The sequence below is a fragment of the Nocardia sp. NPDC004722 genome, assembly GCF_053601505.1.
In genome coordinates this window covers 1-20,760 of record NZ_JBSGBY010000069.1, presented here as the reverse complement: position 1 = coordinate 20,760, position 20,760 = coordinate 1, and the positions used below count along the sequence as shown (strand labels likewise).

The 20,760-nt window shown below is 68.8% G+C and carries 18 protein-coding genes; 12 read left to right on the top strand and 6 right to left on the bottom strand.

From position 1 onward, the window contains the following. Window positions 1-3,468: carboxylic acid reductase (gene car / locus ACWELQ_RS10230; protein WP_452396707.1), on the top strand; the 3,468-nt coding region annotated here is incomplete at its 5' end. Here the strand turns inward: car and ACWELQ_RS10225 are convergent. After that, a complete protein-coding gene (locus tag ACWELQ_RS10225) occupies window positions 3,465-4,214 on the bottom strand; it encodes a MerR family DNA-binding transcriptional regulator (protein ID WP_452396706.1) in 750 nt (249 codons plus the stop codon). The two genes, car and ACWELQ_RS10225, sit on opposite strands and share 4 nt — an antisense overlap. Before the next feature lie 93 nt (window positions 4,215-4,307). Here ACWELQ_RS10225 and ACWELQ_RS10220 point away from each other — a divergent pair, with 93 nt between their 5' ends. Then, on the top strand, window positions 4,308-5,459 hold the full coding sequence (locus ACWELQ_RS10220; protein WP_452396705.1) for an erythromycin esterase family protein: 1,152 nt from the start codon (window positions 4,308-4,310) through the stop codon (window positions 5,457-5,459). Window positions 5,460-5,508: 49 nt separating this feature from the next. On the opposite strand, the gene ACWELQ_RS10215 is transcribed toward ACWELQ_RS10220, so the two are convergent. Next, the gene (locus ACWELQ_RS10215; RefSeq protein ID WP_452396704.1) at window positions 5,509-6,159 is read right to left on the bottom strand and encodes a TetR family transcriptional regulator; all 651 of its coding nucleotides are present in this window, start codon (window positions 6,157-6,159) and stop codon (window positions 5,509-5,511) included. A 119-nt stretch (window positions 6,160-6,278) separates the two neighbouring features. Here ACWELQ_RS10215 and ACWELQ_RS10210 point away from each other — a divergent pair, with 119 nt between their 5' ends. Further along, complete coding sequence (locus ACWELQ_RS10210) at window positions 6,279-7,415, top strand: lipase family protein (RefSeq protein WP_452396703.1); 1,137 nt, start codon at window positions 6,279-6,281, stop codon at window positions 7,413-7,415. A gap of 64 nt (window positions 7,416-7,479) precedes the next feature. Here ACWELQ_RS10210 and ACWELQ_RS10205 read toward each other — a convergent pair whose 3' ends face one another. Together ACWELQ_RS10205 and ACWELQ_RS10200 are read right to left on the bottom strand one after the other, a co-directional pair. Beyond that, the gene (locus tag ACWELQ_RS10205) at window positions 7,480-8,262 is read right to left on the bottom strand and encodes a VOC family protein (protein ID WP_452396702.1); all 783 of its coding nucleotides are present in this window, start codon (window positions 8,260-8,262) and stop codon (window positions 7,480-7,482) included. Between the two features lie 166 nt (window positions 8,263-8,428). Beyond that, window positions 8,429-9,220, bottom strand: a complete 792-nt coding sequence (locus ACWELQ_RS10200; protein WP_452396701.1) for an SDR family NAD(P)-dependent oxidoreductase — start codon at window positions 9,218-9,220, stop codon at window positions 8,429-8,431. A 103-nt stretch (window positions 9,221-9,323) separates the two neighbouring features. On the opposite strand from ACWELQ_RS10200, the gene ACWELQ_RS10195 reads away from it, so the two are divergent. Then, window positions 9,324-11,360, top strand: a complete 2,037-nt coding sequence (locus ACWELQ_RS10195; protein WP_452396700.1) for a CocE/NonD family hydrolase — start codon at window positions 9,324-9,326, stop codon at window positions 11,358-11,360. 87 nt (window positions 11,361-11,447) lie between these two features. Here ACWELQ_RS10195 and ACWELQ_RS10190 read toward each other — a convergent pair whose 3' ends face one another. Continuing rightward, window positions 11,448-13,235, bottom strand: a complete 1,788-nt coding sequence (locus ACWELQ_RS10190; protein WP_452396699.1) for an ABC transporter ATP-binding protein — start codon at window positions 13,233-13,235, stop codon at window positions 11,448-11,450. 84 nt (window positions 13,236-13,319) lie between these two features. On the opposite strand from ACWELQ_RS10190, the gene ACWELQ_RS10185 reads away from it, so the two are divergent. The 4 genes from ACWELQ_RS10185 (at window position 13,320) to ACWELQ_RS10170 (ending at window position 17,455) form a co-directional block, all read left to right on the top strand. Next, entirely contained in the window at window positions 13,320-13,853 is a 534-nt protein-coding gene (locus ACWELQ_RS10185; RefSeq protein ID WP_452396698.1) for a MarR family winged helix-turn-helix transcriptional regulator, read from the top strand. A gap of 173 nt (window positions 13,854-14,026) precedes the next feature. Further along, window positions 14,027-14,671: a pentapeptide repeat-containing protein gene (locus tag ACWELQ_RS10180; RefSeq protein WP_452396697.1), complete on the top strand. Its 645-nt coding sequence runs from the start codon at window positions 14,027-14,029 to the stop codon at window positions 14,669-14,671. Window positions 14,672-14,711: 40 nt separating this feature from the next. Next, window positions 14,712-16,961, top strand: a complete 2,250-nt coding sequence (locus ACWELQ_RS10175; protein ID WP_452396696.1) for a molybdopterin-dependent oxidoreductase — start codon at window positions 14,712-14,714, stop codon at window positions 16,959-16,961. After that, entirely contained in the window at window positions 16,958-17,455 is a 498-nt protein-coding gene (locus ACWELQ_RS10170; protein WP_452396695.1) for a winged helix-turn-helix transcriptional regulator, read from the top strand. The genes ACWELQ_RS10175 and ACWELQ_RS10170 overlap by 4 nt, the downstream gene beginning before the upstream one ends. Before the next feature lie 7 nt (window positions 17,456-17,462). Here the strand turns inward: ACWELQ_RS10170 and ACWELQ_RS10165 are convergent, their stop codons facing one another. After that, entirely contained in the window at window positions 17,463-18,011 is a 549-nt protein-coding gene (locus ACWELQ_RS10165) for a YaeQ family protein (protein WP_452396694.1), read from the bottom strand. A 41-nt stretch (window positions 18,012-18,052) separates the two neighbouring features. On the opposite strand from ACWELQ_RS10165, the gene ACWELQ_RS10160 reads away from it, so the two are divergent. The 4 genes from ACWELQ_RS10160 to ACWELQ_RS10145 all read left to right on the top strand — a co-directional run. Further along, on the top strand, window positions 18,053-18,757 hold the full coding sequence (locus ACWELQ_RS10160; RefSeq protein WP_452396693.1) for a L,D-transpeptidase family protein: 705 nt from the start codon (window positions 18,053-18,055) through the stop codon (window positions 18,755-18,757). A gap of 239 nt (window positions 18,758-18,996) precedes the next feature. After that, complete coding sequence (locus tag ACWELQ_RS10155) at window positions 18,997-19,722, top strand: response regulator transcription factor (protein WP_452396692.1); 726 nt, start codon at window positions 18,997-18,999, stop codon at window positions 19,720-19,722. Between the two features lie 104 nt (window positions 19,723-19,826). After that, window positions 19,827-20,378, top strand: coding sequence for a diaminobutyrate acetyltransferase (gene ectA / locus ACWELQ_RS10150; protein ID WP_452396691.1), 552 nt, complete (start codon window positions 19,827-19,829; stop codon window positions 20,376-20,378). After that, a partial coding sequence (locus tag ACWELQ_RS10145; protein WP_452396690.1) for an aminotransferase class III-fold pyridoxal phosphate-dependent enzyme occupies window positions 20,375-20,760 on the top strand: 386 nt, incomplete at its 3' end. The genes ectA and ACWELQ_RS10145, both read left to right, overlap by 4 nt.

Sequence of the window (20,760 nt, the reverse complement as noted above, 5' to 3'; positions counted from 1 at the left end):
ACCGAGATCGCCAAGCGCTTCGAGCGCCTGATGGCCGACGAGCAGGTCCGCGTCGCCATGCCGATCGCCGAGGTGGGCGAGGCCGCCCGGCATCCCGGCCTGGGCCTGGCGCAGGTGGCGGCGACCCTGATGGAGGGTTACGCCGAACGTCCGGCCATCGGCGAGCGTGCCACCGAGATCGTCCTCGACGCCGACGGGCGGCGCGTCCGGCGGCTACTGCCCGCATACCGGACCATCAGCTACGGCGAACTGTGGTCGCGCGCTGGGCATCTGGCCGCCGGACTGCATCACGACGAGCGGAATCCCGTGCGCGCCGGAGACTTCCTGGCCGTGCTCGGATTCGCCAGCGGTGATTTCGCGGCCGTCGAACTCGCGGCGATCCGGCTGGGCCTGGTCGCCGTGCCGCTGCAATCGAGTGCGACTGCCGCGCAGTGGCATTCGATCCTCACCGAGACCGGGGCGCGGACCCTGGCGGTGAGCCTGGAATTGCTCGAACCCGCACTCGACTGCGTTCTCGACGGCACGCCGGTGACCTCGCTGGTGGTCTTCGACTTCGAACCCGAGGACGACCGGCAGGCCGAGGTCTTCGCCGCAGCCAGCCGCCGCGCCGAGCAGTCGGGCACCGTCACAGTGGAATCCCTTGCCGCCGTGGCCGATCGAGGCGCCGCGCTGCCGGAGGTCCCGCTGCACGTCCCGGCCGACGAGGACGAACTCGCCCTGCTCATCTACACCTCCGGCAGCACCGGAACCCCCAAGGGCGCGATGTACCCGCACCGGTTGCTGGCCGGAATGTGGCAGGGCCCCACCGTCATTCCCGCCCCGGTCCTCAACTTCTGCTACATGCCGCTGAGCCACGTGGCCGGGCGCATGGTGCTGACCGGCACCTACTCGCGCGGCGGGACGGCGTACTTCGCCGCCTCCAGCGATATGTCGACCCTGTTCGAGGACATCGCCCTGGTTCGCCCCACCGAACTGTTCTTCGTGCCGCGCGTGTGCGACATGATCTTCCAGCGCTACCAGAGCGACACCGCGCGCCGCCGCGCCGCCGGTGAATCCGCCGAAGACGCCGACATCGCGGTGAAAAACGCACTGCGCGAAGACTTCCTGGGCGGTCGGCTGGCCCGCGTCATGGTCGGCAGCGCGCCCATCTCCGCGGAGATGAAGGAGTTCATGAACTCGGTGCTCGGTCAGCCGGTCATCGACGGCTACGGCTCCACCGAGGCCGGTGGCGGCATCCTCATCGACAACGAGATCCGCCGCCCACCGGTGCTCGACTACCGCCTCGAGGATGTGCCCGAGCTCGGCTATTTCTCCACCGACAAGCCGCATCCGCGCGGCGAGCTGCTGGTGAAGTCGATGATGCAGATCCCCGGCTACTTCAAGCGGCCCGAGGTGACCGCCGAGATCTTCGACGCGGACGGCTTCTATCGCACCGGCGATATCGTCGCCGAGGTCCGGCCCGACTACCTGGTGTACGTGGACCGCCGCAACAATGTGCTGAAACTGTCACAGGGCGAGTTCGTCACCGTGGCGAAGCTGGAGGCCGCCTACGCCACCAGCCCGCTCATCGCGCAGATCTTCGTGCACGGCTCCAGCGAGCGTTCGCAACTGCTGGCGGTGATCGTGCCGACCGAGGCGGCCCGCGCGCTCGAGCCTGCCGCCCGTGCCGCGGCCATCACCGCGTCGCTGCAGGACATCGCCAAGGCGTCGGAGCTGGAATCGTATGAGATCCCGCGCGCCTTCCTGCTCGAGGAGGAGCCGTTCACACAGGAGAACGGACTGCTGTCGGGCATCGGAAAACACTTGCGGCCCAAGCTGAAAGAGCGCTACGGCGCACGCCTCGAGGAGCTGTACACCGAGCTGGCGCAGCAGCAGGACGAGGAACTGGCGGCGCTGCGTGCGTCGGCGGCCGACGCGCCGGTGCTCGAGACGGTGTGCCGGGCCGCCCGCGCGATCCTCGGCGGCGAGGAGCCGCGGCCCGACGCGCATTTCACCGATCTGGGCGGGGATTCGCTGTCCGCGCTGTCGTTCTCGACACTGCTGCGCGACCTCTTCGACGTCGAGGTGCCGGTGGGCGTCATCGTCAGCCCGACCAACGCCTTGGCCCAGCTGGCCGCCCACATCGAAGCCGAACGCGACTCCGGCGGCACCCGGCCGACCGCCGCGACCATCCACGACGGCACCGAGATTCGCGCCGCCGACCTCACCCTCGACCGGTTCATCGACGCCGCTACATTGTCGGCCGCGCCCGCGTTGCCCTCCGCCCCGCAGCCGCCGCGCACGGTGCTGCTGACCGGTGCCAACGGCTACCTGGGTCGCTTCCTGTGCCTGGAATGGCTACAGCGCCTGGACGAGACCGACGGCACCCTGGTGTGCGTCATCCGCGGCCGCGACGCAGAGGCCGCCCGGCGACGGCTGGACGAAGTGTTCGACAGCGGCGATCCCGAACTGACACGCCACTACCGCGCGCTCGCCGAGCGGCGGCTACGCGTGCTGCCCGGCGATATCGGCGAACCGAATTTCGGCCTGAGCCAGGCCGATTGGCAGGAACTCGCCGAGACCGTCGACCTCATCGTGCATCCCGCGGCGCTGGTCAACCACGTGCTGCCCTACGGCCAGCTCTTCGGCCCCAATGTGGTCGGCACCGCCGAGGTGATCCGCCTGGCGCTGACCACCACCCGCAAACCGGTCACCTACCTGTCCACCGTCGCGGTCGCCGCGCAGATCGATCCGGCCGTATTCACCGAGGACGGCGACATCCGCGAGATCAGCGCCGTGCGCGCGCTCGACGACGGGTACGCCAACGGCTACGGCAACAGCAAGTGGGCCGGTGAGGTGCTGCTGCGCGAGGCGCACGACCTGTGCGGGCTCCCGGTGGCGGTGTTCCGCTCGGACATGATCCTGGCGCACAGCGCCTTCGCCGGTCAGCTCAACCTGCCCGACATGTTCACCCGCCTGCTGCTCAGCGTGCTCGCCACCGGGCTGGCCCCGAAGTCGTTCTACGCCTTGGACTCCCACGGCAACCGCCGCCGCGCCCACTACGACGGCCTGCCCGCCGACTTCACCGCCGCCGCCATCACCACCCTGGGCGCGCGCGTCACCGAGGGCTTCGAAACCTACGACGTCCTCAACCCGCACGACGACGGCATCTCCCTCGACGAATTCGTCGACTGGCTCATCGAATCCGGCCACCCGATCGACCGTATCGAGGACTACGGCGACTGGTTCACCCGCTTCGACACCGCCCTGCGCAGCCTGCCCGAACAGCAGCGCACCGCCTCGGTCCAGCCGCTGCTGCACGCCTACCGGCGGCCCGGCCTGCCGATCCCCGGTTCGATCCTGCCCGCCAAACGCTTCCAGGCCGCCGTCCAGCACGCGAAACTCGGCCCGAACGGCGACATTCCGCACCTGACAAGGGAACTCATCGACAAATATGTCACGGACCTGCGCCTGCGCGGGCTGCTCTAACCTCGCGCGGCCTGCTCCGGTGCGGGCGAGGTCTGCGACTGCCCTTCGCTGAGGCGCAGGTAGCGCCCGAGCTGACCGGCCGCGTCGAGCCTGGCCAGGCTCGACGCGGTCAGCCGGTCACGCCAATCCGCGAGGGTGCGTGTCAGGGAGTCGGTGCCGCCCGCCGCCCGCACCTGCGCGACCACGGTGGCGATCCGGGCGAGCGGGTAGCCGCCGCGGCGCAGCAGGTGGGCGAGTTCGGCGTCGCGGCGGTCGTCGGCGGTGTAGCGCCGGTAGCCGGTTGCGGATTCCCTTGCGGGAAGCAGGATTCCGGTGCGCTCCCACTTGCGGAGGGTCGCGGCCGTCAGCCCGAGGTGGTGGGCGAGCTCGCCGATACTCCAGCCTTCGTCGGAAGTCGATGCGGTGCTGCCTGTTTCGCCGGTCAGATGGTGCACGGCCTTGCTGACCATGTCCAGGGTGTCGCGGTCTCGCAGGGATTGCTCGTGGCCGCGATCGATGAGCAGCAGGGCGGTGTCCAGATCGTCGGCGTGGACAGCCGTCATGATTCGTCCTGCTTTCGCGTACCCGTGGGCGCGTACCAGCGCGAGGTAGGCGTCGAGCGCTGCCGCGTGCGTCGCGGTGTAGATCCGATAGCCGCTGTCGGTGCGCGCGGCGGGCGGGAGGAATCCGGCGTCCTCGTAATTGCGCACGGCCTGAGCCGAGAGGCCGTGCGCACGGGCCAGGTCGGCGGGTCTCAGGTTGGACATCGGTTTGGGACTTTACCGGGTCGATGTTGACAGCGAACTGGGTGAATGCCGGACCAACTGCCAACCGACGTTTCAACGATACGATTCATGGACATGACTCAGGACATTCGAGACTTCGTCCCCGCCTCATGTGACCTGCTCGGCCTGGGAGAGCCGACACATCAGGAAGCCGCCTTCGCCCGGCTCCGCAACGAACTCTTCGCCCGGCTGGTCGAGCATGGCTTCCGCTCGATCGCCCTCGAGATCGACCGCGTCGCCGCGCTCACCGTCAACGACTATGTCCAAGGCGATCCGGGAGACCTCGAACAGGTCGTCCGCGCGGGCTTCTCCCACGAGTGGGGCGAACGCGAAGCCAACCGGGAGCTCGTCGCCTGGATCCGCGACCACAATCGGTGCCGCCCGCCGGAGGACCGCGTGACGTTCCACGGATTCGACGCTCCCACAGAGAATTACAGCGCCCCCAGCCCCCGCCCCTACCTCGAATTCGCCCGCGACTACCTGGGCCTCGACTACGACGTGGCAAGCCTCGCCGGCGACGACCACCGCTGGAGCCGCCAGGAAGCCGTCCTGGATCCGTCCATGTCGCCCGGCGCTACTCGGGAAGCGCGGCTGCTGCGCGACTTCGGCGCGGACATGCGCTTCGCCCTGCACAGTCAGGCGCCGCAGCTGATCGCCGAAACCTCACGCGCGCAGTGGTTCCGGGCGCTCACCCAGCTCACCGCCGGTCTGGGCCTGCTGCGCTACCACGCGCAATGCGCGAAACCGCTGCCCGCCGCCGTGCGGGTGACCCCGCTGCTCGCGATCCGCGACACCCTTATGGCGCACAACCTGCTCGCCATTCGCCGCCAGGAGTCTCGTCGCGGGCCGACCCTCGTCTTCTCCCACAATCTGCACCTGCAACGCGTCCAGAGCACCATGCCCCTGCCGGATCAGGACCACACCTGGTCCAGTGCGGGCGCGATCGTCGATGCCCTGGGCGACGTCGACTACACCTTCATCGCCGGAAGCCTCGGCCGCAGCGCCACTTTCGGCCTCGCCGCACCTGCCCCGGACACCTACGAGGGCGCACTCGACAGCCGCATCCCCACCTGGGGCCTGACCCCGGCCGACACCCTCACCACCGCCCACACCCGCACCGACGCCGTCCCCCACGGCCACTTCCCGCTGACCCCGGACCTGGTGGAACGCGCCGACGCCATCCTGCACATCAACGACGCCACCGCAGCACTCCAGCCCACCTCCTGAGCCGGGACCACCCGCACGGGACCTCCCGTGCGGGCGGGGTGCGCCGAAATCAGTGTCGTGGTGCGGCTTTCGCTGTCGGCGAGGCGATTTCGAGTCCGTGCTGGAGGGCGGCGACAGTGCTGTCGAGGATCTCGTAGAGCCCGCGCACCGACGGATCCGGTTGCGCCACCCAGTCGTCGAGTCCCACGCCGAAGGCCGCGAAGCAGGTGGCGGCGGCCAGTTTGGCTCGCAGATCGTTCTCGGGCAGTCCGCCGCGGCGGGCGAAGTTGCGGGCCAGGGCGTCGCGGCGGCCGAAGGTGCCGGTGAAGTTCTCCTGGCGCAGTTGGGGATTGGTGATCAGCACGAGGCGGGCGCGGCGGGCGGTGTCGGCCTGGCGGCGGCGCAGGTCGGCCTGAGTGGCGTCGAGCAGGAAGTCGCGCAGCGCGGCGCGCAGGGCGACGAAGACCGCCTCGCCCGGCGGTCGGCGGTCCAGGGCGGCGAGCAGGTGGGCCATCACGTCTTCCTCGTGGGCGAACACGACGGCCGTCTTGGAAGGAAAGTGGCGGTGGAAGGTGCGGCGCGAGACGTGGGCGGCGTCGGCGATCTCCTGGACGGTGGTCTGCTCGAAGCCGCGGTGTTCGAACAGCAGTAGCGCGGCGTCGATCAATTCGCCTCGTACCCTGGCCTTTTCCCGTTCCCGCAGCCCGGTCGGCGCCGTCATCCCGTCCTCTCGTTCCGTGTCGCACCACCCTGGTGTCTCAATGTGACACTTCACAGGATAGTCTGACCGAAGTGTCTCACTGTGACACCAACGCGAGACGAGTACGAGAGGACCCACCGATGACCCGACGCACCGTGATCACGCTGGTCTCGGCGGCACTGCTGGCCACCGGCCCGGTGACCGCCACCGCCCTGGCCGACCCGCCCGCCCGGACGGGCGAGGCCCCGGGTGCCGTGGTCGGCGACGAGGCGCTACCGGAGAACCTATGGATCGACGGCACGGGCTCGGCCCGCAAGCTCACCTATTGGACCCGTGACTCCTCCGATCAGCCCGCGCTGTCCACCGGCGTCGTGTTCACCCCCGCCGGCACCCCGCCGCCCGGCGGCTGGCCGGTGCTGTCGTGGGAGCACGGCACCGTCGGCATCGGCGACGCCTGCGCGCCCTCGGTGACGGGCCGCTCCGACCGCGACAACGGCTTCCTGGCCACCTGGTTGAAGCAGGGTTACGCCATCGTCGCCACCGACTACATCGGCCTGGGCACCCCCGGCGTGCACGCCTACCTCGACGGCCGCGCCGAAGCCCACGCCGCCATCGACATGGTCCGCGCCGCGCACGCCGTGGACGGCACCCTCGCCCAGAAGTGGGTGGCCATCGGCCAGTCCCAGGGCGGCGGCGCAACGGTTTTCACCGCCTCGCTCGCGACTTCCTATGCGCCCGAGCTGGATTACCGCGGCGCGGTCGCCACCGGCCCGGCCTCCAACATCGTCGACGCCGCCACCTTGATCGGCCCGAACACCCCGCCGATCGGTTCCTCGCACATCACCGCCTACGCCACCTACGTGCTCAACGGACTGAAGGCGGCCCGACCGGACTTCGATCTGGACAGCTACCTCACCCCGCTCGGCAAGCAACTCGTGACCGACGGGCAGACCCTGTGCTTCGCCGATATGGCCGACCGCGCCACCGGCGTCTCGCTCAACCAGCTGGTGTCGAAGCCGCTGTCCGAGGGCGACTTCGTGCCCGTCGCCCGCACGGTCATGGACGTGCCGCTGACCGGATACGACCGTCCGCTGTTCATCGGCCAGGGCACCAACGACACCGATGTGCCCGCGCCGCTGACCGCCAAGCTGGTGGCCGATATGGCCGCCGCCGGAACGCATCCCGAGGTGCACGTGTACCCGGGCAAGGATCACAGCGGCGCGATGATCGCCTCGCTGGCCGACAGCGTCCCGTTCGTGGCGCGCCTGTTCGCCTGATCCCCGAGACGTGAAAGGCCGAGTGGCGCACGGCCACTCGGCCTCGTCGAAGGTCGGGCCCGGCTCAGCCGATGGTGACCGTGGTGTCGATGAGTCCGAAGACTTCGCCCTGCGGTCCGGCCACGATGCCCATCCGCCCGAACGGGCTGTCGTCGGGTCCCATCATCACCGTCGCGCCCAGTTCCTTGGCCTTCTCCAGGGCGGTGTCGGTGCCCGCGACCTGGAACCAGGTCAGCCAGTAGGCGACACCCGGACCGGGCTGCCCGGTGGTGTCGGCGACGCCGCCCATGGGACGGCCGTCGGCGCCCGCGAAGGTGGAGTAGGTCATGGCCTCGCCGCCGATCTCCTCGAACGACCAGCCGAAGACCTGCTTGTAGAACTCCTGCGACGGCGCGTACGCGGTGGTGTGCAGATCGTTCCAGCAGTACGCGCCCGGCTCGTTGAAGATCCCGGCGCCGGTGTGCGCCTTGGGTTCCCAGACGCCGAAGGCCGCGCCGCCGGGATCGGCTCCGACGAACATGCGGCCCACGTCCATGACGTCGAAGGGCGGCATGAACACCATGCCGCCCGCCGCCTGCACCGCGCCCGCGACGGAGTCGGCGCTGTCGGCGGCGAAGTAGGTGGTCCACACCGAGGGCATCGGTCCCGGACCCATCTTGGGCCCGATGCCCGCGGCCGGTCGGCCGTCGAGCATGGCCATCAGATACCCGCCGGCCTCCGGCGGGCTGTCGAGCACGTCCCAGCCCAGCAGCTGGGAGTAGAAGTCCCGCGCGGCGGCGGGATCGTCGACGGAGCAGTCGACCCAACACGGAGTTCCTTGCGGCCAGGGCTTGTCGGTTGTGGGCATGGGATCCTCCCGAGAACGGTCGGTGTCGGCCTGTCGGAGGGCAGGCGCATGGTCAGCTAACCACGCTTCCCGGTTCGCCGGACTCGTAATACCGACCGGTCGTGAATTGATATTGAACCTTCGCCGACCACTCCCGGCCGGGCGTCGGGCACGTCCCCGATCGTGGTCAGGCGCGGTGCGGATACGCCCCGCCGTCGACCACGATCCGCTGCCCGGTGAGGTATCCGGCGGCGGGGGAGACCAGGAACGCCACCACGTCCGCGACCTCCTCCGGGCGGCAGACATGACCGAACGGCGAACTCGCGTCCAGGTCCGCGGCGCGGGCGACGGACCCGCCGCTGACGGCCTTGGCGAGCCGGTCGCCCATATCCGAGGCGACCAGACCCGGCGCGACGATATTGACGTGAATCCCGTTGGCGGACTCCTCTTTCGCGAGGGTGTGCGCCAGCGCCTCGAGCGCGGCCTTGGCCATGTTGTAGGGCGCGCCGTTGGCGCCCAGGCCGTGCGCGGCGACGCTGCTGATCATGATGATATCGCCGCGCGGACACCCGCGCATGCCCGGCAACACCAGCCCGGTCAGCCGATGCGGCCCGATGGCCTGGATGCGCAGCAGCCGTTCCACTTCGGCGGGATCGGTGTCGGCGACCGTGCGACCGCGGCTGGCGATGCCGCCATTGTGAACCAGGATGCTGATCGGCCCGAGTTCACCGCCGACCCGCTCGACCATGGCGGTCACCGCGTCCGCGTCGTCGACGGGCGCGTGCACGGCCAGTGCGGTGGCTCCGGCCGAACTCAGTTCCGCCACGGTCGCTTCGGCCGCTTTCTCGTCGCGTGCCCAGTTCACCGCCACCGCGGCCCCGCGCGCGGCCAGGGCGTGGCTGATGGCCCGCCCGATCCCGCGTCCGCCACCGGTCACCAATGCCACTCGTCCCGCCAATTCGCCTGTTGCTGTACTCATTCGGCCAACCTATGACACCGCCCACGTTTGCGTCGAAGAGTGTCGGCCGTTACAGTCCCCGCTTGGGTACGCAGTTGTTTCCAAATGACGTCATGGGGATGGGATGAGACTCAGGAAGATCCGGGGCCGCACGCTGGGCGCGCTCGCGTTGCTGGCCACCGCCGTCACGGTCGGGGCGCTGGTGCGGCCGCTGGCCACGGCCGAACCGGATGCCGGAGCGCTGGGCGCGGGCTGGACCGCCACCGCCGACGCGCCGCCGCTGTATCCGGGCGTGCACATCGACTGGGATGTGCCGATCACCATGAGCGACGGCACCGTCCTGAAGGCCAACGTCTATCGGCCCATGGACGCCGAGGGACACATCGTGGACACCCCGCTGCCGACCATCGTGAACCTCACCCCGTACACGAAACTCGTGTCGATGATCGCGGATTCGGCCCTCTCGATCCCCGGACTGTCGGACACGCTCTCGGGCTTCCTGCAAGGCTTCGACCTCTCCGGCGTCGGTCTCGGCGGCCTCTCCGACCTGGTCAAGACGCTGCCGGGCGGCGCGGGCCGGGTCTTCACCGCCGACCGCAAGCTGATCCAGTCCGGCTACACCCAGGTCGTCGCCGACGTGCGCGGCACCGGATTCTCCGAGGGTGTCTGGCAGGTCTTCCAGGAGCGCGAGCAGCGCGACAGCGTCGAGGTCATCGACTGGGCCGCGCGACAGCCGTGGTCGGACGGCAAGGTCGGCATGTCCGGCATCTCGTACTCGGCGATCAATCAGGTGCAGGCCGCCGAACAGCAACCGGCCGCGCTGAAGGCGATCTTCCCGGTGGAACCCGGCAGCGACCTGGTGCGTGATGTGCTGGCCACCGGTGGCGCGCTCGGATTCGGTTTCATTCCACCGTGGTTGCTCGGCGTGGACAGCCTGAAACTCATCCCGGACCTGACCGCGCTCGTCTCCGGCGGCTTCGACTTCCAGTGGCTGGCCGACCGGTTGCAGAGCCCATTGACCTTCTTCGACTACATCATTCAGGCACTCACCGTGCCCAGCATCGCGGATATCCCGGACAACCTGAAGGCGTTGCTCGAACCCGACAGCTCGTTGCGCTCGGGCTGGCTCGGCCATCCCGACCGGGTGCGGGTGCCGACCCTGGTCTACGGCGGCTGGCACGACATCTTCACCTACTCCGAGCCGCGCATCTACAACGCGATCCCATTGCCGCCCGGGCAGAAACAGCTGATCATGGGCGACACTTACCACGCCGATCCCGGCAGCGGCTTCGGTGTCGCGGGCGCGCCGCCGCGGCTGGACGTGCTGCAGCGCGCCTGGTTCGACAAGTGGCTCAAGGGAATCGACAACGGCATCGACGGCTACGGCCCGGTGACGCTGTTCCAGCAGGGCGACGCGTGGACCACTGCCGGTGAATTCCCGCGCCCCGACGTCGATTACCGGCGGATGTATCTGTCGGGCGTGCCCAGCGGCACCGCCGCCAGCGTGTACGACGGCAGCTTGAGCGCGGAACCGGCTGGGCCGCAACGGCTCACGGTCGGTCCGGGCGTCATGAGCCTGTGCTCGCGGGACGCGGCGCAGATCACCGCCGGGGTGACGGCCGTCCTCGACGCCTGTGCCAAGGACGCGCGGCCGATGGAACTCAACGGCCTGACCTTCACCGGTCAGCCGGTGGCCGCGCCGACGCTCATCTCGGGCCCGGTGAGCCTGCACCTGAACACGGTGCTCGACGCCACCGACGGCTACTGGTCGGCCACCCTCAACGACGTCGCCCCCGACGGCCGCTCCACGGTGCTGACCTCCGGGCAGCTGACGGCGTCGCTGCGAAAAGTGGACGAGGACAAGGCGTCCCGCTCCCCGAACGGTGATTACACCGACCCGTACCCGCTGCTGACCCTGGCCGATCGGCAGCCGCTGGTGCCGGGGCAGCCGACCACCGTGGATCTGGGCCTGACGGCCACGGACGCGGTGTTGCAGCCGGGACACCGCCTGCGGATCGACGTGTTCGCGTTCAACTTCCCGCGCGGACTGCCGCTGCGGCCGCTGCTGAACGAAAGTCAGCTGCTGCCACAGCATCTCGATCTCGATCCGAACGCGCCCAGCTGGGTGAACGTGCCGATCGGCGGCACGCCGGGCTGGTAGTCCGTTGCCCGGCGGACTCCGGACCGGTCGAGAAGAAGGCCCTGTCGTCGGCGTTGACGGCAGGGCCTTCCCTCTGGATCTCGCGCGCTAGTCGAGCGCGCCCACCACGTCCTCGAAGGTGTCGCGGGCCAGTAGGTCGGCGTAGAAGCCGTTGCGCTCCACGAGTTCCCGGTGGGTGCCGCGTTCCACCACCCGGCCGTGATCCAGCACCACGATCTGGTCGGCGTCGCGAATCGTGGACAGCCGGTGCGCGATGGTGATGGTGGTCCGGTTGGCCGACAGCGCGTCGATGGCCGCCTGCACTTCTCGCTCGGTGCGGGTGTCCAGGGCGCTGGTCGCCTCGTCGAGCACCATGATCGGCGGATTGCGCAGGATGGCGCGGGCCACCGCCAGCCGCTGCTTCTCACCGCCGGAGAAGCGGTAGCCGCGTTCCCCGACCTTGGTGTCGTAGCCCTCGGGCAGGCTCATGATGTGGTCGTGGATCTGCGCCGCGCGGGCCGCCTCGTGCAATTCCGCGTCCGTCGCTTCGGGTTTGGCGAAGCGCAGGTTGTCGGCGACCGAGGCGTGGAACAGGTAGGTCTCCTGCGAGACCACGCCGACGGCGCTGGACAGGTCGGCGAAGGACAGGTCCCGCACATCGACGCCGTCGACGGCGACCCGCCCCGAGGTGACGTCGTAGAGCCGGGCCACCAGGTAGCCGAGAGTCGTCTTGCCCGAACCGGTTTCGCCGACGATGGCCAGGCTGGTCCCGGCGGGGACGTCGATGTCGATGTCGCGCAGCACGTCCCGGTCGGCGTCGTAGGCGAAGCCGACATGCTCGAACCGCACCGACCCCGACACCGGCTCCGGCAGCGCGACCGGCTTGCGCGGCTCGGTGATATCCGGTCGCAGATCCAGGTATTCGAAGATCCGTCCGAACAGGGCCAGCGAGCTCTGGATGTCCACACCGGTGGACAGCAGCATGACGGTCGGCCGCAGCAGCCCGCTCTGCAAGGTCGTGAACGCGACCAGGGTGCCGATCGACACCATGGGATGCCCGGAGGCGACGGTCATTCCGGCCGCCCAGTAGATCACCGCGGGCATGGCCGCCATGACGATCGAGATCGTCGACTGCCGCCACCGCCCGGCCATGCTGGAGCGGATCTCCAGATCGACCAGCCCGCGCGATTCGCGGGTGAAGTCGTCGACCAGCGCCGGTGCGCGACCCATGGTGCGCGACAACAGGATTCCGCTGACCGACAGCGATTCCTCCACGATGGCCGACATGCCCGCCAGCTTGCGCTGCTTCTCGCCGGTGATGCGGCGACGTTCGGAGCCGACCTTGCGGCTGATCCACACGAACAGCGGCAGCATCAGCAGCGAGACCAGGGTGAGCCGCCAGTCCAGCGCGAACATGGCGATGACCGAGGCCACGACGGAGGTGAAGTTGGAGACCAGCGAGGTGAGGGTCGAGGTGACCGTCGACTGCATGCCGCCGATGTCGTTGGCGATGCGCGACTGCACCTCGCCGGTGCGGGTGGTGGTGAAGAACGCCAGCGGCATCGATTGCAGCCGCGCGTACACCGCCGAGCGCAGATCGTGCATGACGTTCTGCCCGACGGCGGTCGAGATATAGGTCTGCAGCACGCCGAAGACGCTGTTGAGCGCGGCCACCGCGATCATGCCCGCGGCCAGCAGGGTCAGCAGTCCGGTGCGACCGTGCGGCAGGGCGTCGTCGATGATCCCGCGCAGCAGGAACGGGGAAGCCAGCCCGGCCAGCGAGGCCAGTCCGACCAGCGCGCCGACCAGGGCCAGGCGTCCGCGATAGGGATGGAAGAGCCGGACGATCCGGCCGAGTTCTGTCTGTGTGACCACAGTGTCCGTGGTTGAAGCCATAGCGCCTCCTTTCGAACGGAGTCATGCGCTGTAACTGAGTCTGGCTCATAATTGTTCCCGGGACAATGAGTTATGCTCTAGATCATGCCGAGCAGCCAACCGGACGACCCGCGCATCGACGCGAACCCCAGTCCCGGCGACGACCTTCACCCCGGCGGCGCGGTCGCTCGCCCCGGCGGGGACGACGACTTGGCCGACCTCTTCTTTCGTGCCACCAAACGCCTGCGCCGCACCCAGTCCGCCCGCCTGGCCCCCCTCGGCCTCACCCCCGCCCAGGCCCGCGCCCTGCGCATCATCGGCCGCTTCGACGAACACGCCGACGAACCCCTGCGCATGTCCGCCCTGGCCGAACACCTCGGCATCGTCCCCCGCTCCGCCACCACCGTCGTCGACGCGCTGGTCACCGCCGGACTCGTTGCGCGCGAGACGGATCCGGCCAACCGCCGTGCCACCCTGGTCACCCCGACCCCGGCGGGCCGCAAGGTCCTGGCCGACATGTCCCAGGCCCGCCGCGACGCCGCCGGCGAGATGTTCGCCGCCCTCTCACCCGAGCAACGCCACGCCCTGCGCGACCTACTGGCCGCCCTGGTGGGCGACGACCCGATCCGGCCCGTCTGACGGGTTCGCTGCCGACGGGAGCTCGCGGATCGACGGTGTCGCGGTCGCGAGCGAGTAGCAGGCCGGGTCGGCGCGAGTGCGCGGGGTGGTCGGGCCGGGTTGTCCGGGGCCGGGAGTACGGTCGGGGGCGCTTGTTCGATCCGATGTTCGACTCGACCCGGTAAGGAAGCGATATGCCACGGGAGTTGGCCGATCTGCCGTTCGCACGATTTCTGGAGCCGCGCGAGGAGATCGAGAGTGCGGGGGCGTACGACTGCGCGCACTTCGACGGTCTCTCGCTCGACGATCCGCAGGTGCGCGGGGTGACGTTCACGGAGTGCGCGGTCTCGGCGACCACGGTCACCGGGGGCTTCTTCCGGTATTCGCGGTTCAACGACGTGTGGCTGGGCAGCACCCGCTGGATTCGCACCGATCTGTCCGAAACCAGTTGGATGGACGCGGAATTCGTGCTCGCGGCGCTGTCCGGAGTGGAGGCGTTCGGGTCGACGCTGCGGCGGGTCAGCTTCCACAACTGCAAGTTCGATTCGGTGAACCTGCGTGGCGCGGTGCTCAACGAGGTGAAGTTCGTGGACTGTGTGCTGCGCGATCTGGACGTCACCGACGCCAAGCTGACGTCGGTGAGTTTCCCCGGCTCGGAGATCACCGGGCTGACGCTGCGCAATGCCAAGTTGAAGAACGTCGACCTGCGCGAGGCGCGTTCGCTCGGCATCACCGGTGGCGTGGAATCGCTCTCGGGCGCGGTGATCACCAATATGCAACTGCTGGATCTGGCCCCCGTCTTCGCCCACACCTTCGGAATCACGGTCAAGGACCTCTAGTCCGTAGCGCTAGTGAACTGACTCGAGTTACGCTGCTCACATGACGGACTGGCAGCCCACGGCATGCATCCTGTGCGAGTGCAATTGCGGCATCCAGGTGCTGCTCGGGCCGGACGGCCGATCCTTCGAGAAGATCCGCGGTGACAAGCTGCACCCGGCGTCGGAGGGCTACACCTGCAACAAGGCCCTGCAACTGGATCGCTACCAGAACGGGCACACCGGCCGGCTGACCTCCCCGCTGCGGCGGCGTAAGGACGGCAGCTTCGAGGAAATCGATTGGGACACCGCGATTTCCGAGGTCTCGGCACGGCTGCTGGAACTCGGCCACCACTTCGGCGGGGAGTCGATCTTCTATTACGGCGGCGGCGGTCAGGGCAATCACCTCGGCGGCGCGTACGCCCCGGCGACCCTGGCGGCCTACGGCATCAAATACCGATCGAGCGCGCTGGCGCAGGAGAAGACCGGCGACTTCTGGGTGGGCGCGCGGATGGCCGGTCACCCGATGCGCGCCGACGTCGAGCACGCCGAGGTGGCGTTCTTCATCGGCAAGAATCCCTATCAGTCGCACGGCTTTCCGCGGGCCCGCACGGTGTTGAAGGAGATCGCCAAGGATCCCGCCCGGTCCATGATCGTGCTCGACCCGGTCCGCACCGAGACCGCGGAACTGGCGGACTTCCACCTCCAGCTGCGCCCCGGCACCGACGTGTACCTGCTGTCGGCGATGGCCGCGATCCTGGTGCGCGACAACCTGATCGACGAGGAGTGGCTGGCCGAGCACGCCACCGGCCTGGATGCCGTGCTCCCGGTGCTGCGCGCGGTGCCGATCGAAAAGTACTGCGCCATCGCCGATGTCGACCTGGACCTGGTCACCGCCGCCACGCACCGGCTGGCGCGGGCCGCCTCGGTGGCCGCGCTCGAGGACCTGGGCGTGCAGATGAACCGGTACTCGACGGTGGTGAGCTACGTCGAGAAGCTGGTGTGGGTGCTGACCGGCAATGTCGGAAAGCCCGGCACCCAATACGCTTTCACCGGCCTGACCAATCTCGGCCACGATCGCGGGCACCCGGCGGGCGAGGGACCCAAGAGTCCCGTGGTCGGCGCGCACATCGTGAGCGGCCTGGTGCCGTGCAATGTGATCAGCGAGGAGATCCTCACCGATCACCCCGCCCGGTATCGCGGCATGATCGTGGAGAGCGCGAATCCCGCGCACTCCCTGGCGGATTCGGCACGCATGCGTGAGGCCCTCGAGGCGCTGGACCTGGTGGTGGTGATCGACGTCGCCATGACCGAGACCGCGCGGCTGGCCGACTACGTGCTGCCCGCACCCACCCAGTTCGAGAAGTACGAGGCCACATTCTTCAACTTCGACTTCCCCCGCAACATCTTCCACCTGCGCCACCCGGTGCTGCCCGCGCCGGAAGGGGTGCTGCCCGAGCCCGAGATCCACGCCCGCCTGGCCGAGGCCGCCGGGGTGGTCGGCGAGGCCGACTACGCACCGCTGCGGGCCGCGCTCGCGCAGGGCCGTGAAGCTTTCGCCATGGCGTTCCTGGGTGTGCTCGGCGATCCGGTCCGTTCGAAACTCGCTCCCGTGCTGCTGTATCGCACGCTCGGTGAGACGCTCCCCGACGGTGCGGCCGCGGCGGCGCTGCTGTGGGCGGCGGCCTACAACATGGTGCGCAAATTCCCGGCCAGCGTCGAACGTGCCGGGTACGGCACCGGTCTGGCGGCGGGGGAGCGGCTGTTCGAGGCCATCCTCACCGGCAAACACGGCGTCGTCATCTCCGAGGACGATTACGCCGAGACCTGGAACCGGCTGCGTGACAAGGTGATCCGCCTGGAGATCCCGGAACTCCTGGACGTCATCGCCACCCTGCCCGACGCCCCGGACGAGGGCGGCGACTGGCCGTTCATCCTCTCGGCCGGTGAGCGGCGCGCCTTCACCGCCAACACCATCTTCCGGGATCCGGCCTGGCGCAAGCGGGATGCGGCCGGGACCCTGCGGATCAGCACCTCCGACGCCGACCGCCTGGGCCTCGCCGCCGGGGACCTGGTCCAGGTCACCACCCGCCGCGGCTCCGCGCGGGTGCCGGTGGAACCCACCGACCGCATGCGGCCCGGTCACCTGTCGCTGCCCAACGGCTTCGGCCTGTCCGTCGAGGATGCCGCGGGCACCCGCGTCACCACCGGCGCGGCCCCGAACGAGTTGACGTCCTTCGACTCCCGCGACGAATGGGTCGGCACCCCCTGGCACAAATACGTCCCCGCCCGCCTGGATACCGTGACCGCATGAAACGAACGAGTTTCGCGAACTGGCCGTGCACCGTGGCCCGCACGGTCGACCTGCTGGGCGACTGGTGGACGCCACTGATCCTGCGCGAAGCGTTCTACGGCGCGAAGCGTTTCGACGACTTCGAAGCCACCCTGGGGCTGAGCCGCAATATCCTCGCCCAGCGCCTGACCCGTCTGGTGGACGCCGGTCTACTGACCAAGGTCCCCTACCAGGACCGCCCGGTCCGCCACGAATACCGGCTCACCGAGCAAGGCCGCGACTTCTTCCCGGTCATCGCGGCCATGATGGCCTGGGGCGACCGCTACCTCGCCCCCGACACCGGCAAGCCGGTCGTCCTGCACCACACCACCTGCGACCACGACACCCACGCCGAGATCGTCTGCGCCCACTGCCGCGAACCGCTGCGCCACGAGGACATCTCGGCCCGGCTGGGACCCGGCTTCCCGCCTCGGCTCCGCGAATCCGCCATGGCGACAGGACGTTTCGGCGAATAACGCCGAATTACCGCTCTTCCAAACGGAATTCCTCGATCGCGGTCGAGAGGGCCGTGCCGTTCACCTCGAGGAAGAGGTGGCGGTCGGTGACCGAGAGGGTCAGGTCGTTGCGGCGGTCGAAGGCGGCCGCGCCGGTGGCGATGAAATCGCGGTCGAAGGCGTAGAGCGGGATGTCGGCGGCGCGGTGGATGCGCTTGGCCGGGAGCTGGGCCAGGACTTTCGCCGGGTCGCGATGGGTGTAGATGGCGACGCGGTCGGCGAGCTTGCTGGCGCGGTGGATGCGGTCGGCGTCGGGAGCGCCGACATCGATCCAGGACACCAGGCGGGTGGTGAGATCGCGGACCATGACCGGCGGCTCGTCGGCCGAGGACACGCCGCCGTCGCTGAAGGCGATGCCTTCGGTGTACTCCAGGCAGTAGGCGAGGATCCGGGTGAGCATGTATTCGGCGGTCTCGGAGGGGTGCCGCGCGACCCGGAGCTCGAGTTCTTCGTAGACATTGCGGTCTACGTCCGCCAGATGGACGGCGACGGTGTGGATGGTCGAGTTCAGGGCCATAAGGATGGGAGCTTATCGGGGTCGGGCAGACTGACAGGACCATGCCCGTCAGCCGCCGCCGCCTCGTCTCCGCGATCATGGCCACCGCCTGCCTCGTCGCGGTCGCCGGTTGCGCCGGTAAATCCGAGACGCCACCGGAGCAGCCTTCCTATTCCGGCCCCGCACAACAGCTGATCACGGTGATCGCGGACTCGGCCACCGCCACCTCCGCGACGCTGACCGCCTGGCGCCGCGACGACACCGGATCCGCAACGACGTGGGTGCGCGAGATCGGCCCTTACCGTGCCGATGTCGGCGCGCAGGGCATCGGCCCGACCAGTGAGACGGCGACCCGATCCCCGGCCGGAATCTGGCCTCTCACAGAGGCTTTCGGTATCGCCGCCGACAACGGCACCCGCCTGCCGTATCGGCGGGTGACGGATTCCGACTGGTGGGTCTCGGATGTGGACTCCCGGTACTACAACACCCACTACTCCTGCGCGCCCGGCACCTGCCCGTTCAACGAGGCCGCCGGTGAGGACCTGGGCACGGCCGGTCCGGCCTACGACCACGCCGTGGTCATCGACTACAACCGCTCGCCGGTGGTCCGGGGTGCGGGTTCGGCGTATTTCCTGCACGTCGGCGACGGGAATCCCACCGCGGGCTGCGTCGCCCTGCCGGGCGGCGAATTGGACCAGGTCATGCGCTGGCTGGACCCCGCGCGCGGCCCGGTCATCGATATCGCGGTGCGCGATCGATCGCACTGACGCGACGTCGAAATCGCTTGTGCCTGTTCTCACAATGTCGCAAATGCGCCCCAGGTGAGACGTGCAAGACAGGGCAATTCGACTGATGTGCGCGAGCTATCGATCCGCATATCCGGAAACCGTAGATGTTTCGCTGAACTAAGGTCCGGGTATTCGACCTAGTCGAACACGATCACCGTTACGCGGTGATTGTCCGCTGGACGTATCGGGGCGTCCGCCGGACGAAAGGATAGGGATTAATGGCCGCGAGCCTGATGATCGTGGGGGATGACGACCGGGTCCCCACCGCCTTGCGAGAGGCGATGGAACTGGAGGGCTACGACGTCGACGCGGCGAGTGCCGCGGAGGTGGCGCTGGAGCGCCTGCGGGTGCAGGGCGCACCGGATGTGATGATCGTGGACCTGCTGGTCGGCGAGATGGACGCCTTCACCTGTATTCGTGAGGTGCGCCGTGGGCACGAGGTGCCGATCCTGGTGGTCAGCGGCACCGAGGACACCCACGACGTGGTCGCCGCCCTGGAAGCGGGCGCGGACGATTTCGTGACCATGCCGTTCGAGACCAAGGAGATCAGCGCCCGCATCCGGGCGCTGCGCCGCCGCCCGCACCTGGGCGCGCTGCCGGAGGACCCGGTCGCCGAACCGCCCGCCGAGATCCTGCTCGACACCGATGATCATGGCCCGCTGGTGCTTTCGCCCGACGGCGGCGTGGTGCGCCGTGGTGACGACACGGTTCCGTTGACCATCACCGAGTTTCGGCTGCTGTGTGAACTGGCCGCCAATCCGGGGCGCGTGCTGAGCCGCACCTCGCTGCTCGAACGTGCCTGGGACGAAGGCTTCTTCGGCGATGAGCGGCTGGTGGACGTGCACGTGCGCCGACTGCGCACGAAGATCGAGACCGATCCCTCCGAACCGCGCATCGTGGTCACCGTGCGCGGTCTGGGATATCGCCTCGACATGCCGAAATAGGCGTACTTCCGCAGCTTTTACGGTGCGAAGTCATGGGATCGTCATGAGATCGCAATGAGTTCGCACGGTAGACCACAAAGTTTCACAGTCAGGCTGAGGGAGTCATGCAGATCCCAATCAGCAAATTTGACGCGATATCCCAGCAAACCCTCGACAATCGAACCGTGCACCTCCGGGAACCCGGGCTCGCCGACGGTGCGCACATGTGGCGCATCGCCGACGACTCGCAGGTGCTCGACACCAATTCCGGTTATGCCTACCTGCTGTGGTGCCGGGACTTCTCCGACACCTCGCTGGTGGTCGAAATCGACGGTGAGGTCGGCGGTTTCGTCATCGGCTACACCCGCCCCGCCTGGCCGCACACGCTGTTCGTGTGGCAGGTGGCCGTCGATCACGCCCACCGCGGGCAGGGCCTGGGTGTGGCGATGCTCGACGCACTGCTGGAAAGCTGTGCGGCCCAAGGCGTCACGCAGCTCGAAACCACGATTTCTCCGGACAATCCGGCCTCGGTCGCCATGTTCTCGGCCCTGGCCCGCCGGCGCGGCGCGGCACTGACCCGCACCCCGCTGTTCACGGCGGACCAGTTTCCGGGCGGGCATCAGCCCGAGGACCTCTACCGCATCGCACCGGTCACCCCTCAGGAGGTATGGCGATGACTATCCCCGACATGACGGTTTTCGCGGAACTCGAGTCGAATGTGCGCGGCTACTGCCGTTCCTGGCCGACCGTGTTCGACACCGCGTCCGGCGCCTGGCTGCGGGACGAAACCGGCCGGGAATACCTGGATTTCTTCGCGGGCGCGGGCGCGCTCAACTACGGCCACAACAATCCGGTGCTCAAGCAGGCGTTGCTGGACTACATCGCCGGTGACGGTCTCACCCACGGCCTGGACATGTCCACCGTCGCCAAGCGCGAACTGCTGGAATCGTTGCGCGAGCGCGTCTTCCGGCCGCGCGGCCTCGACTACAAGGTGCAGTTCCCCGGACCCACCGGTGCGAACGCGGTGGAGGCGGCCCTCAAACTGGCCCGCAAGGCCAC

Excerpts from the sequence above, each read along its gene's own strand:
- ACWELQ_RS10160 (WP_452396693.1), top strand. The coding sequence starts at position 18,053 with ATGCCCGTCAGCCGCCGCCGCCTCGTCTCCGCGATCATGGCCACCGCC.
- ACWELQ_RS10170 (WP_452396695.1), top strand. The coding sequence starts at position 16,958 with ATGAAACGAACGAGTTTCGCGAACTGGCCGTGCACCGTGGCCCGCACG.
- ACWELQ_RS10180 (WP_452396697.1), top strand. The coding sequence starts at position 14,027 with ATGCCACGGGAGTTGGCCGATCTGCCGTTCGCACGATTTCTGGAGCCG.
- ACWELQ_RS10190 (WP_452396699.1), bottom strand. The coding sequence starts at position 13,235 with ATGGCTTCAACCACGGACACTGTGGTCACACAGACAGAACTCGGCCGG.
- ACWELQ_RS10205 (WP_452396702.1), bottom strand. The coding sequence starts at position 8,262 with ATGCCCACAACCGACAAGCCCTGGCCGCAAGGAACTCCGTGTTGGGTC.
- ACWELQ_RS10225 (WP_452396706.1), bottom strand. The coding sequence starts at position 4,214 with ATGTCCAACCTGAGACCCGCCGACCTGGCCCGTGCGCACGGCCTCTCG.
- ectA (WP_452396691.1), top strand. The coding sequence starts at position 19,827 with ATGCAGATCCCAATCAGCAAATTTGACGCGATATCCCAGCAAACCCTC.
- ACWELQ_RS10185 (WP_452396698.1), top strand. The coding sequence starts at position 13,320 with ATGCCGAGCAGCCAACCGGACGACCCGCGCATCGACGCGAACCCCAGT.
- ACWELQ_RS10210 (WP_452396703.1), top strand. The coding sequence starts at position 6,279 with ATGACCCGACGCACCGTGATCACGCTGGTCTCGGCGGCACTGCTGGCC.
- ACWELQ_RS10220 (WP_452396705.1), top strand. The coding sequence starts at position 4,308 with ATGACTCAGGACATTCGAGACTTCGTCCCCGCCTCATGTGACCTGCTC.
- ACWELQ_RS10175 (WP_452396696.1), top strand. The coding sequence starts at position 14,712 with ATGACGGACTGGCAGCCCACGGCATGCATCCTGTGCGAGTGCAATTGC.
- ACWELQ_RS10215 (WP_452396704.1), bottom strand. The coding sequence starts at position 6,159 with ATGACGGCGCCGACCGGGCTGCGGGAACGGGAAAAGGCCAGGGTACGA.
- ACWELQ_RS10195 (WP_452396700.1), top strand. The coding sequence starts at position 9,324 with ATGAGACTCAGGAAGATCCGGGGCCGCACGCTGGGCGCGCTCGCGTTG.
- ACWELQ_RS10200 (WP_452396701.1), bottom strand. The coding sequence starts at position 9,220 with ATGAGTACAGCAACAGGCGAATTGGCGGGACGAGTGGCATTGGTGACC.
- ACWELQ_RS10155 (WP_452396692.1), top strand. The coding sequence starts at position 18,997 with ATGGCCGCGAGCCTGATGATCGTGGGGGATGACGACCGGGTCCCCACC.
- ACWELQ_RS10165 (WP_452396694.1), bottom strand. The coding sequence starts at position 18,011 with ATGGCCCTGAACTCGACCATCCACACCGTCGCCGTCCATCTGGCGGAC.